The 12498-nt window shown below is 69.6% G+C and carries 13 protein-coding genes; 4 read left to right on the top strand and 9 right to left on the bottom strand.

Annotated elements, in window-relative coordinates:
- Nucleotides 1-134: 134 nt before the first annotated feature.
- Nucleotides 135-620: a flavin reductase family protein gene (locus ND747_RS25575; protein ID WP_251736746.1), complete on the bottom strand. Its 486-nt coding sequence runs from the start codon at nt 618-620 to the stop codon at nt 135-137.
- On the bottom strand, nt 617-1999 hold the full coding sequence (locus ND747_RS25580) for an LLM class flavin-dependent oxidoreductase (RefSeq protein WP_251736747.1): 1383 nt from the start codon (nt 1997-1999) through the stop codon (nt 617-619). The genes ND747_RS25575 and ND747_RS25580 overlap by 4 nt, the downstream gene beginning before the upstream one ends.
- 338 nt (nt 2000-2337) lie before the next feature.
- On the opposite strand from ND747_RS25580, the gene ND747_RS25585 reads away from it, so the two are divergent.
- Nucleotides 2338-3192 (top strand): LysR family transcriptional regulator, encoded by an 855-nt coding sequence (locus ND747_RS25585; RefSeq protein WP_251736757.1) that lies wholly within the window; start codon nt 2338-2340, stop codon nt 3190-3192.
- Complete coding sequence (locus ND747_RS25590) at nt 3192-3749, top strand: cupin domain-containing protein (protein WP_251736748.1); 558 nt, start codon at nt 3192-3194, stop codon at nt 3747-3749. The genes ND747_RS25585 and ND747_RS25590 overlap by 1 nt, the downstream gene beginning before the upstream one ends.
- Nucleotides 3750-3836: 87 nt before the next feature.
- Here ND747_RS25590 and ND747_RS25595 read toward each other — a convergent pair whose 3' ends face one another.
- The 6 genes from ND747_RS25595 to ND747_RS29555 form a co-directional block, all read right to left on the bottom strand.
- The gene (locus ND747_RS25595; protein ID WP_251736749.1) at nt 3837-4985 is read right to left on the bottom strand and encodes an epoxide hydrolase family protein; all 1149 of its coding nucleotides are present in this window, start codon (nt 4983-4985) and stop codon (nt 3837-3839) included.
- A gap of 81 nt (nt 4986-5066) precedes the next feature.
- The gene (locus ND747_RS25600; RefSeq protein ID WP_251736750.1) at nt 5067-5855 is read right to left on the bottom strand and encodes an acyl-CoA thioesterase II; all 789 of its coding nucleotides are present in this window, start codon (nt 5853-5855) and stop codon (nt 5067-5069) included.
- 129 nt (nt 5856-5984) lie between these two features.
- Entirely contained in the window at nt 5985-6497 is a 513-nt protein-coding gene (locus tag ND747_RS25605) for a PH domain-containing protein (RefSeq protein WP_251736751.1), read from the bottom strand.
- Nucleotides 6498-7042: 545 nt separating this feature from the next.
- Complete coding sequence (locus ND747_RS25610; protein WP_251736752.1) at nt 7043-7933, bottom strand: SDR family NAD(P)-dependent oxidoreductase; 891 nt, start codon at nt 7931-7933, stop codon at nt 7043-7045.
- 149 nt (nt 7934-8082) lie between these two features.
- Nucleotides 8083-8643 carry a hypothetical protein gene (locus ND747_RS25615; protein ID WP_251736753.1) on the bottom strand — a complete coding sequence of 187 codons (561 nt, stop codon included), beginning with the start codon at nt 8641-8643 and terminating at the stop codon, nt 8083-8085.
- A gap of 293 nt (nt 8644-8936) precedes the next feature.
- Nucleotides 8937-9059 carry a hypothetical protein gene (locus ND747_RS29555; protein ID WP_285901123.1) on the bottom strand — a complete coding sequence of 41 codons (123 nt, stop codon included), beginning with the start codon at nt 9057-9059 and terminating at the stop codon, nt 8937-8939.
- 284 nt (nt 9060-9343) lie between these two features.
- Between ND747_RS29555 and ND747_RS25620 the strand changes: the two genes are divergently transcribed.
- Entirely contained in the window at nt 9344-10195 is an 852-nt protein-coding gene (locus tag ND747_RS25620) for a DUF427 domain-containing protein (protein ID WP_251736754.1), read from the top strand.
- A 107-nt stretch (nt 10196-10302) separates the two neighbouring features.
- On the opposite strand, the gene ND747_RS25625 is transcribed toward ND747_RS25620, so the two are convergent.
- The gene (locus ND747_RS25625; RefSeq protein WP_251736755.1) at nt 10303-11625 is read right to left on the bottom strand and encodes a glycosyltransferase; all 1323 of its coding nucleotides are present in this window, start codon (nt 11623-11625) and stop codon (nt 10303-10305) included.
- 258 nt (nt 11626-11883) lie between these two features.
- Between ND747_RS25625 and ND747_RS25630 the strand changes: the two genes are divergently transcribed.
- The coding region (locus ND747_RS25630) for a hypothetical protein (protein ID WP_251736756.1) at nt 11884-12498 on the top strand (615 nt) is incomplete at its 3' end.

Below are 12498 nucleotides of genomic sequence, written 5' to 3' on the forward strand. Positions count from 1 at the left end.
CCTGGCCGGGGTCGTCCCCGTACGCCGCCGTCCCCGTACGCCGTCGTGCCCGTCGACGAGTGTTCCGCGGAACACCGCGCCGGCGGGCACGAGGCAACCATCACTTCAGGTAGCGGATCACTCCAGGCGGCGGATCACTCCAGGCGGCGGAAGCGGCTGGCGTGGAAGACGAGCGGGCTGACGTCGTGGTCGGCGTCGAGGTCGTGCACCTGCAGCACGATGATGTCGTGATCGCCGGCCCGGACCTGCTGGGAGACGCTCGTCTCCAACCAGCCACCGGCGTCGTCCAGCAGGACGGCGCCGTCGTCGGTGGTGCGCCAGTCGAGGTCGGCGAACCGGTCGGCGCCGCGGCCGGCGAGCTGCCGACCGGCGCGTTCCTGCTCGGCGCTGAGGATGCTCACGCCGAGGCGAGGTGCCGTCCGCAACAGCGGCCAGGTGTTCGAGGAGTGCGCGACGCACACCGAGACCAGGGGTGGCTCCAGCGAGACCGAGGTGAACGAGCTCACCAGCAGCCCCACGGGCCTGCCCTCGACGACCGCGGCCACGACCGCCACGCCCGAGGGAAAGGAGCCGAAGACATAACGCAGCCGGGCCGAGTCGATAACCTGCGGTGGACTCACCACGTGCCGACCTCCACCGCGTCAAGGCTACCGGCCTCGCGGGCCAGTGTGTGCCGGTTCGTCGGGATCGGCAGGCCGAGGTTGCCGCGTAGCGTCGTCGCCGAGTACTCCGCCCGCACCACCCCGCGCTCCTGCAGGATCGGCACCACCTGCTCGGCGAAACGGGCGAACTCGCGCGCCGAGTTCACCGTGATGTTGATGCCGTCGAAGGCGTCCGCCTCGTACCAGCGCTGGATCTCGTCGGCGACGGTCAGCGGCGACCCGACGAACGGCGAGCGCTGGGCGTCCAGCTGGTGCTCGACGACCTGGCGCAGTGTGAGCCCGCCCTCGCGGGCCAGCGTCGTGATGGCCTCGGCCGCGGTGCGGAAGCTGCGTTCCCCGGCGTCGCCCACGTCGGGGAACGGGGCGTCCAGGTCATAGCGGGTGAAGTCGTGCCACCCGAACGGGCGGCCGAGCTCGGCCAGGGCGCGTTCGAAGCTGCGCCCGCCGCGAGCCGCGTCGTCCTTGGCCCGCGCCTGCTCGTCGGTGTCGGCGATCACCGGGGAGATACCGGGGACGATGAGCAGATGCTCGGGGTCGCGGCCCTTCGCCGCCACCCGGGCCCGCATCTCCCGGCGGAACGCCTGCGCCCGGGCCAGCGTGGGGGCATGGGTGAAGATCGCCTCGGCGATGCTCGCGCCCAGGTCACGGCCCTCTTCGGAGTCGCCGGCCTGGAAGATCACCGGCTGGCCCTGCGGGGTGCGCTCGAGGTTGAGCGGGCCGACCACGCCGAAGTACTCGCCGCGGTGGTCCAGGGTGTGCTGGCGGGTCCGGTCGAAGAAGACGCCGCGCTCGCGATCACGGGGGAAGGCGTCCGGCTCGTAGGAGTCCCACAGCCCCTGCGCGACCTGCACGTGCTCGAGCGCCCGTCCGTAGCGGGTGGCGTAGTCGTAGTGCTCGTCGCGGCCGTAGTTGCCCGCGGTGCCCGCGTCCCCGCTGGTCACGACGTTCCACCCGGCGCGACCGCCACTGATGTGGTCGAGCGAGGCGAGCCGGCGGGCGACGTTGAACGGCTCGTTGTAGGACGTGGTGATCGTGCCGACCAGGCCGATGTGGCTGGTGTGCACGGCGATGGCGGACAGCAGCGTGAGCGGCTCGAGCCGGCTCAGGTAGTGGTGCGGCGAGTCCGGGGTGATGAACTGGCTGTCGACGATGAACACATGGTCGAACTTCGCCGCCTCGGCCTGCTGCGCGCGGGCGATGTACCAGTGCACGTCGACGCTGGCGTTGGTCGGGATGTCAGGATCCAGCCAGGTCGTGTGCTGACCGGGACCACCGACGCCGAACAGCACGGCGCCCAGCTTCAGGGTGCGGTCCGGATTCCGGGTATTATTGGACATACTGACCTTCCTGGACGCCTACACGAACGCCAACACGACACAGCTGCCCACACGGCTACCAACACCGTCACGGGCAACATGGGGGTCAGCGCAGACGCGACATAGGGTCTGGCTGGGAGCGAGCGCGGGCTGGAGCGGCCAGCGCGGTGGCAGCAGGAGTCAGCGACAGAGCGCGGCCTGGCCGCGGGCAAAGTCAAGCCAGCGACAACGTGTCAGCAACACGCAGGTCAACTGGGTCATGGGGCTCAGCATGCGGTGCGTGCGCCGGTATGTCCAACGATGCTTCATGATGGCGATCCATCGCAGATCGTTATGCGTTGTCGAGTAATCTGGTGAACATGCGCCGGACCCTGGACATCGCTCCGCTGCGCAGCCTCGTCGCTGTCGCGGACTGTGGCGGTTTCCAGCGGGCCGCGACGTCGCTGCACCTGAGTCAGGCGGCGGTCAGCCAGCATGTGCGCCGGCTGGAATCGGCCACCGGTCGGCTGCTGGTCGAGCGGCAGGGTCGCGGCTCCCGGCTGACCGCCGACGGCGAGAAACTGCTCACCCAGGCCCGCCGGATGCTCGCCCTGCACGACGAGACCCTCGAGGACTTCGGCTTCGCGGACGACACGACCATCGTCATCGGGTCGACCGAGCACGCCGCCGCCCAGGTGCTGCCGCCGCTGCGGGCGGCACTGGAGAACGGTCCGGCCGGCCATCAGATCCGCTTCCGGATCGACCGAGGGGCGAAGCTGCGCGAACGGCTCGACGGCGGCGGGGTCGACCTCGCCCTGCTGCTCGGCCCGGCCGACGACCCACGCGCCCGCCCCGTCGGCGATCTGGAACTGACCTGGTACGCGGCCCCCGGCTGGCACCGCCCCGCGGGCAGCCTGCCGATCCCGCTGGTCGCCTTCGACCATCCGTGCGCCCTGCGCACCCGGGCGCTGGAGACACTGTCCCGCCACGGCCTGCCCGCGGTGATCGGCGCGGAGGCCATCCAGCTCGCCGGGGTACAGGCCGCCGTCGGCGCCGGCCTCGGGGTTGCGCTGATGGCCACGCTGCACCACACCCCGGTCGGCCTCGTCGTCCGCGACGACCTGCCCTCCCCCGGCGCCCTGCCGCTCGCCGTCTGGTCGCGCACCGGCCTCGCCGAGTCGGTCACCCGCCGGGCCGCCGACGCCCTGCGTCACCTGCTCGCCGAAGGAGCCTGATGTCCGCCGAGTTCGCCGGGTCAGCCGGGTCAGCCATCCGGATCATCCGCACGCCCGGCGGGGTCGCGGTGCCGGCCGACATCGACCCGTTCCACCGTCGGCTGCACCGGGTCGCCCCCGCCGGCCTCGTCGGTGACACCACGCAGACCTCGGGGATGCGCCGCCGCGAGGCGATCAGCGGCAAGACCGTTGGCGCCCGCAACCTGTGGATGGGCCAGACGCACGTGCCCGCGTCGACGTCCTCGGGCAATCATCATCACGGCGCGTCCGAAACCGCCATCTACGTGGTCGCCGGCAATCCCGTCTTCGTCTTTCTCAACGTCGAGGGGGACGACCCGGTCGAGACCCGCGTCGAGACGTCCCCGGGCGACTACGTGTTCGTCCCGCCGTACGTGCCGCATCGCGAGGAGAATCCCGATCCGTCGGTGGAGGCGCTCGTCGTGATCGCCCGCACCACCCAGGAGGCGATCGTCGTCAACCTCGAGGGCCTCGACTGGTCCGAGGTACGCCTCGACGACAACGGCCTCGGCACCGCCGGCGACGCCGCCTGCTCGTAGCCAGCCCGGCGCCGACCGCGGTCGGCGTGATCCGGTGGGATGCGCCAGGTGACACCACACCCCTGGCCTTTCGCCTCGTCCCCTTCGTCAGCGGACGAGGCGAAAGAAGCCGCGGACCTCGTCGACGAACAGGGCCGGCTGCTCGAAGGCGGCGAAATGGCCGCCGCGGGCCGGTTCGCCGAACCAGCGCAGGTCGGTGAAGCGGCGCTCGGCCCAGCGCCGGGACGTACGGAACAGTTCGTGCGGGAACACCGAGATCCCGGCCGGCACCGCGACCTCGTCGAAGTCGATCTGACGCAGGCTCTCCCAGTACAGCCGGGCCGAGGACGCCGCCGTCGCGGTGAACCAGTAGACCGACACGTCGTCGAGGATCTGGTCGCGCGACAGCGCGTTCTCCGGGTGACCGCCGCAGTCGGTCCACTCGTGGAACTTCTCCACGATCCACGCGCACTGCGCAACCGGCGAGTCGACCAGGCCGTAGCCGACCGTCTGCGGGCGGGTGGACTGCTGTGTGGAGTACCCCATCCCCCAGGTCTGGTGCTGCCGCAGTCGGGCGAGTGCCGCCTGCTCGGCTGCGGTGAGCCCGTCACGGGCGGCCGCCCGGCCCCCGGCTCCGATCCCGACCAGCGGCATGTTGACATGCACGCCGACGAGGTGGGCGGGCCGCTGCTGGGCGAGGCTGGTCGTGACCATCGCGCCCCAGTCACCGCCCTGCGCACCGTAACGGTCGTAGCCCAGCCGGGCCATGAGGTCGTCCCAGGCGCGGGCGATGCGTGCCAGGCCCCAGCCGGTGGACGTCGGCCGGTCGCTCCAGCCGTAGCCGGGCAGGGACGGCACGACGACGTGGAACGCGTCCGCCGGGTCCGCCGGGTCGGTCAGCGCGTCGATCACGCCGAGGAACTCCACCACCGACCCGGGCCAGCCATGCGTGAGCACCAGCGGCAACGCCCCGGGATGCGGCGAGCGCACGTGCAGGAAGTGGAGGCCGAGCCCGTCGAGGGAGGTACGAAAGTGCGGATAGGCCTGCAGCCGGGCCTGGGCGGCGGCGAAGTCATAGCCGTCGGCCCAGTAGTCGCACAGCTCGCGCAGGTACGCGACGGGAACGCCCTGCGACCAGTCGTTGACCGGCTCGGGGTCGGCCCAGCGGGTACGGCGCAGCCGGTCGCGTAGGTCCGTGATGGCCGCCGGGGTGTACTCAGGCCGCAGCGCGACGATCGCATCGCTCGCCGCAGACACATCGCTCGCGGCAGACACATCACTCGCGGCAGACACATCACTCGCGGCAGACACATCGGTCATGGCAGACGACGGTACCGCTCAGTGCCGCAACAGGCCCGCCTCCTGCACGGCGGAGGCCACAAGCTCGCCGTCCCGGGTGAAGAACATCCCCCGGGACAGCCCGCGGGTGCCGCCGACGGTCGGGCTGTCCTGGGCGAACAGCAGCCAGTCGTCGGCGCGGAACGGACGGTGGAACCACATCGCGTGGTCGAGGGACACCAGGTCGAGCCGCCCGGGTCGGGCCTGGTGCGGGCGCCGCGCGGTGGTGGACAGGGTGACGTCCGAGAGGTAGGTCAGCGCGCAGACGTGCAGCAGCGGGTCATCGCTCAACGGCTGGTCGACGCGAACCCAGACGTACTGCCGGGGCATCCCGTCCGCGGGGGCGACGGAGCTGGTCACCAGACGGATGTCGAGTAGCTGGAACGGCGGGAAATCGGGGGCGATCAGCATCGGCCCCCATCGCCGGGCCTGCTCGTCGGGGCCGGGAACGTCCGGCATCCGCAACTGATGGCTGTCGTCACTGTCCCGGGGACGCTGGAAGGAGGCCGACATCGAGAAGATGACCTCCCCGTCCTGGACGGCGCTGACCCGGCGGGTGGTGAACGACCGGCCCTCGCGCAGCCGCTCGACGAGGTAGACGATCGGTGCGTCGGTGCGACCGGGGCGCAGGAAGTAGCCATGCAGCGAGTGCATCCGCCGGTCGGGGTCGACGGTGCGACCGGCCGCGATCTGGGCCTGGGCCGCGACCTGCCCGCCGAAGGCACGCATCGGCGCTCCCTCGTGGCAGCGACCGCGGAAGATGTCGCGGTCCACGGCGTCCAGGGTCAACAGATCCGCAAAGTCAGGCTTGTGCTCCGGCGCCACAGGGCGAGGCTACCCGTACCGGGGTAGCCGTGCCGGTGCAGCCAGGCCGGGGCGGGCTGGTCAGAGCCGGTCGCACCGGGCGGCCGGGTCTCGTCAGTCGTCCACCGCCGGCTCGGGGGCGCCGCCGAAGATGCCGTCGCACAGGCGCAGATAGAACCGGTCGGGCCGGGGCACGTGTTCGAGTTTCTCCAACGCGCTGACGTGATCGCCCTCGGTCTCCATCTCGAACGTGCCGTAGCCGAGCAGCCGGCCGTTGGGGTCAAGTCGGTAGGACAGGTCGGTGATCTTCGACAGCGGCAGGCTCTGTATCCGCCGGGACAGGATCCCGGACGCCTTCACCAACCGGGTGTCCGTAATGAGCAGTACGGTGAGATACCAGCCGAGCAGCCACCACGAAAGCCGGACGACCGCGGCCAGCGCCACCCACCACGACAGCGTGACCAACACGCCGATGCCCCCGTGGTGGACGGCGTTGTACAGGGAGACGGCGATGGCGACGACAAGGACACCGGCCGTCTCGAGGACCACCCGGGCAATCACCACCCAGTGAAGTCGTATTTGCACGGTCAGCTGTTCGTTGTTGGCCAGATACCTGTCAACGCGCATGGCGGAACCACCCCGTGTGCCCCCGAATTCCAACAGATCATGATCGCACACGCAACGCCACGCAGGCTGTCCTTTATCTGACACCCCGCAGCCCAGGCGCCATATCCGGCGAGACGGCGACCGGGCCGGCACACCGGACATTCACCGGACACCCGCCGGGCAGGACCGGATCGGCGCGGGGCATCGGCCGGTGCCGCCTTACCGGGCCGACCGGGCACCGGCACCACGCAGATTTCGCCGGGCATTTCCGCGACATTGTCCGCGATCTGACGGACGTCGCTTGACATTTCGGCACCGATCGACAGTTCGCCGTGAACTCCGGCCCTGTTCAGACGGCGCAGAACGGCGTTTCGCGAGAGGAGTTCGGTTGTCCACCGACCCGTCCACGGACATTGCGCGGACGTCCCCCCAGGCAGGACGCCCGGTTCTCCGGGAGGAGCAAGCCCGCGACGACACCCGGGGGAAACCCTGATGAATGCCGAGTTGACGACGATGCTGCGGCTGGGCGCCGACGTCCAGGCCCGGTTTCGGTCCACGGCGGCCGATCAGACGGCAGCGTCGACCCGGTCGACCAGCGCGAGCGAGCGCTCCCACAGGGCGGTGCGGACGGCACCGTCGTAGGCCTGCGGGTTGGCGCGGGTCTCGCGCTGGCGGTCGAAGAACCGGCCGGTGACACCGTCCAGCGCCGGGCTGGTGACCAGTCGGTGGGTGGCCTCGACGCCGGTCTGGAGGGTGTCGACGCTGCGGCCGATTTCCAGCAGCACCATCTTGGTCGGCATGTACGTCGCCGGGTGCAGGCTGTTGACGGTGACCTCGGCGGCATCCACCCGCTCGGCGAACTCGAACCCGGACATGATCTGCGCGAGTTTGCTCTGGGCATAGGCCCGTCCGCCGTTGTAGTCGCGCTCGAGCATGAGGTCGTCCAGGGCCAGGGGATGCTGGCCGAGGGAGGCGACGTTGACGATCCGGGCCGGGGCGCGCCCGCCCGGGGCGGCGGCGGAGCGGGCGGCGGTGGCGCGCAGCAGCGGCAGGAGGTCAAGGGTGAGCAGGAAGCCGGCCAGGTAGTTGACGGCGAAGCGCAGTTCGTGACCGTCGGCACTGGTCCGGCGGGTGCGACCGTCGGGTTCGCCAGAGCCGATGCCGGCGTTGCTCACGAGCACGTCGAGCCGGTCGGTGGCGGCCTGCACGTCGACGGCGAGCCGGCGGACCTGCGCCAGATCCGCCAGGTCCGCCAGGACGGTCCGCACGCCCGGGCCGCGCTCGGGGCGACCGTTGGGGCCGGCGAGTGCGGTGAGTTCGTCGGCCAGCACGGCGAGTTTGCCGGGGTCACGGCCGTGCAGGATGAGGGTGGCGCCGTCGGTGGCGAGCCGGGCCGCGAGGGCCCGGCCGAGGCCGTCGGTGGCGCCGGTGATCAGAACGGTGCGGGACTCGGTCATGGGCGCCTCCTGCCCGGTTTCCGCCGCAACGACCCCTGGGGAACACCGGCCCTCGGCAGACGGCTCGGCGGCGCCATCCGGACGCCATCGCCGAGCCGGCGATGGCAGCGCGGAAGGACGGCGGGTCGTTCCAGGTCGCGGACCTCAGGTCACAGGGTCGGCCACTGGTCCGGGTTGGCGGCGACGCTCAGGTTCGCCGCCGGCGCTCCGCCACCGGGCCCGGGCGGGGGCGGTGGGGCCTGGTAGGCGGGGTTGGCGTACTGCCCACCCACATACAGGTGGAAATTCAGGATGACCCGGTAGTTTCCCCCGGGAATAGCGGGATGGGTGTTGGCGGCGATCGCCTGGTTGTTATTGGCCAGTCGAGTGATGTTGAAATAGTCCTGCGCCCACCGGCGGTGCCCGTTGACGCCGATCGGGCCCGACGCACGGTAGCCCGGGAACGGCTGGATCGCGTAACCCGGTAGCTGCCCGGCCAGGTTGTTCGACAGCCAGTTGTACAGGTTGTCGTCAACGTAGTCGACACCATAGCCGAAACCGTTCGCGCCGCCGATGCCACCGCAGTTGTAGAAGACCACGTTGGCGTGGCTCCACTGCAGCCAGGCGGAGGTGTGCGCGTTGATGATCAGGTTCTGGGCCCGACCAAACCAGGCACCAATGGCGTTTACCACCGCGGCCTGGTTCGCCGGCGTGTTCGCGTACAGCGGCATAACACTCCTGTTCTCGGCATCCGGATACCCGGGCATCCGGATATGAAAGTAGTCGCCTTCGCACGAACACAGCCGCCCGGGAGTGCCCACGCGATACCGGCCCGCCTGCCAGCCGAGGCCGACAACAGTCGGTGCCGGCATCTGTTTCCGTATGTTCCCCGCATTCCCGGCGCGCTCCTGCGAATCAGCGCCCCAGCCGCCACCGACCGTGACAATGGGCATGCTAGCCGTTTTTCGAGGTCATGTCCGGGCTGTTTCACAGTTCCGGGAAATCCCGCGCTCACCTCTCCGGATCACTCGGGCACGGGAAGGTCGGCACCGCTGGCACCGACGCCCGCGGCGAGGAGCCGCTGGAGCAGCCCGGAGCCGGCCGAGCCGATGGACAGCACCGATCCCTGCGACCACAGGGACAGCATGCTGTCCTGAGAGCCGATCGACCACCGTGAGCCAGAGGCTTGGCGCATGCCCATCATCGCAGCCCCCACAGGCACGTCGTCCCGCTGATGGTCGCGTCAGGCTCGGGTCACAGACGTCGCCGAGTCGTCGGAGCCGAGTGGCCGGGGCGTCGCAGGGGCGCGTCCCGTCGGGATGGTCGGCGTCCGGTGCGTTGTTCCGGTGGACGTCGGTGCGGTACGCACGATCGAATGGTCGGGCGGAGCGCCATGTATGCGAACGGACGCAGCGAAGGGGACGAGACGCCATGACAACCACACCGGACACCTCCACACCCGACACCACCACACCCGAGAGCACCACACCCGAGAGCACGACGAAGGCCTCGACGGAGCCGGTGGCGGCCCTGCCCGCGGCCGGGTCGGCCAAGCCGGCCAGCGCCGCCGGGGAGCGGGTCCACCTCGAGCAGGCGGGCAGGCGGGTCCGGGCGCTGCTCGGCGGGCATGTCGTGGTGGACACCGTCCGCCCGGTACTGGTCTGGGAGGGCCCGCACTATCCCGTCTACTACCTGCCCGCCGAGGACGTCCTCGCGACGCTGCGGCCCAACGGGACGGTCACGCGCTCGCCGAGCCGGGGCAACGCGGTCCGCCATGACGTCGTCATCGCAGGCCAGAGCGCCCCCGACGCCGCCACCACCTACCCCGACTCCCCCATCCCGGCGCTGCGCGGCCTGGTCCGGATCGACTGGGCGGCCATGGACACGTGGCTGGAGGAGGACGAGATCGTCTACGGCCACGCTCGTAACCCGTACCACCGCATCGATATCCTGGCCAGCTCCCGGCAGGTGCGGGTGGAGATCGACGGGGTGACGGTCGCCGACTCCGTCCGCCCGGTCGTCCTGTTCGAGTCGGGCCTGCGCGCCCGCTACTACCTGCCGCTCACCGACGTGCGCACCGAACTGCTGCGACCGTCGACATCAGCCACCCACTGCCCCTACAAGGGAACCGCCAGCTACCACTCCGTCGAGGTCGGCGACAAGATCCACGATGACGTCATCTGGTATTATCCCACCCCCCTGGCCGAGAGCATCCGCATCGCCGGCCTGGTCTGCTTCTACGACGAGAAGGTCGACATCTTCGTCGACGGCGTCCACACCTGAGCCTGCTGCGCTACGCGGTGCCCGCCGCCCGGATCTGGCCACACCGTGGGTTCAGCCTTCGACGGGAGGAAGATCTACTGTAGTGCGTCCTCCCCTGATCGGACCCGCTATTTCGCATAGGTGGACGCATCCTCCTCGATGGGTAGTGGCCTACGGGGGGCGCACAGCAGTGGACCTCCGCATCGCTCGACGCCACCCTTGATTGCGATCATGTTGGCCGCCACGTACGGGATGTTGTTTGCCTGGTGCCACTCCGTAGGGAAATAGGTGACCAGGCGCGAGCTCTGGAATCGGGCGTTGATCTGGGGTACGAAGGCACGGTATTGATCGTCGGTGTAGTACCAGAACGAGTTCTCGTTGTAGAAGGAGATGTGTGTCGGGTCCTGATAGGCGCCCCGGCCGTCAGAGCTGGGGGTTAGGGTGAGGAGCATCCCACCTGGCACCAGCAGCCGGTACAGCTCGTTGATCAGGGAAACCTTCTCGGGCACGTGCTCCAGGAAGTCCACGGCTCTGATGACGCCGACCGAGTCGTCCGCAAGGTCGAGCGGTTCGGGCAGTGACGCGACAATGTCGACGTCGGCTCCCGGGTACTGGTCCACGCCCAGGTAGCCGGGCGGCTTGCGGTGCGCCGCGCCGAGATCCAAGGCCAGCAGACCCCGACGGGAGGCCCAGGCCAGCGCGTTGGCCTCGATGTACCGATCGTACAGCACGACGGTTTCCTGCTGGATGTGCGCGTTTATCTCGAGGTCCCGCTGCGTGTTCTCGCCATGCAGCCGCTGCAGGTAGAGGCAGCGAGGAATCTGGTAGAAATCTCCGGCCTGGAAGAGACGGCACATCAGATCCTGGTCGTCCAGCACCGTGCGGCTCGCGTCATATCCGCCAATCCTCTCGTAGACCTCCCTCCGGAAGGCCCGGACATGGTTGGGTGCGTACCAGATGTACGAGACGTTGTGCGGTGTCGGCGCCAGGGAGACAGCCTGCAGGAGCCGGCGGCCGTCGACGTCTACTTCCTCGTAGCGCCAGCCGAACCTCGCGTCGAACCGGCTGTCGTCACGGCCCCCGTCCTGCGTGATCTGAGCGGCGTGGCTGTAGACGAAGACGGCCTCGGGGTTCCCGTCGAAGGCTGTCGCCAGTTCCGCCAGACAGTCCCTGGCCAGCAGGTCATCGTGGTCGAGCTCGACCAGAATCTCGCCGCGCGCCAGCTCGCAGGCCCTTCGCTTGGCCGCGCCCACTCCACTGACACCGTCCGCTACCTCCACTCTGACCCGGTCGTCCGGAGACTCGGGGCGCCATCGTGCGCCGCTGTTCAGCAACACGATCCATTCCCAGTCAGTCCGGGTCTGAGCCCGTAGCGTTTCCAGACACTCGTCGAGATAACGCGGGCGGTGGCTGGGGGTGAAAACGGAGAACCTGGGCGTTGGTGGCGTCATCTTCCGATACCTTTTCGAAGGGATGGCGGTGGGTGGGGGGCCGCGGGGCGCACCGGTACTAACCTTTTCCGGACGTCCATCGCCGTTTCCGGGATTCCTGCCGGTGGGACTTCGTTCCCGCTCGTCGGTTGATCCTCGGCCTCGTCTTGGCCTCTAAATAGTGCGGCCGGTCGAGGGTCACGGACCGGAAACGATAAGGACGGTACCCCCACCCGGTCGAAGATGGGGGTACCGCCACGCAGCATTACCTCTGGCCCGGTGACTCCGGCCGGAGATCAGGATCAGATATGGCTACAGTGCGCAGATTGCGTAAGCCGTGACCGGAGTGCCAAGGGCGGCCGTCGACTGCCAGCCGGTCGCCGGGGACACCGGGGACCCACCCACGGGCGTCGAGCTGACGATCGCGACGAGGCCAAGAGGAAATCCTGCCGCTCCGCCACCGCCGACAGCGAACCTCCCGGCCGGGCACGAGGCAAGGGCTATGCCGAGACCGGAAGACGTGACGACGGTGGACGTCGCTCCGAAGTTTGCTGCCTGCACGCCCTGGGCGCCCTGCACGCCCTGGGCGCCCTGCACGCCGTTATTGCCCTGCTCGCCCTGCTCGCCCTCCTCGCCCGGCGTACCCTGAGCGCCCTGGAAACCCTGAGCACCCTGGAAACCCTGCGTGCCCTGGAAGCCCTGCGTGCCCTGAGCACCCTGCGTCCCAACGCCAACATCACCCTGGAAACCCTGAGCACCCTGGAAACCCTGCGTGCCCTGGAAGCCCTGCGTGCCCTGAGCACCGAGACCACCCTGAGCACCGGCGGTGCCCTGGAAACCCTGAGCACCCTGCGTCCCAACGCCAACATCACCCTGGAAACCCTGAGCACCCTG

Source organism: Frankia sp. R82, assembly GCF_023716925.1.
Lineage (GTDB): Bacteria > Actinomycetota > Actinomycetes > Frankiales > Frankiaceae > Frankia.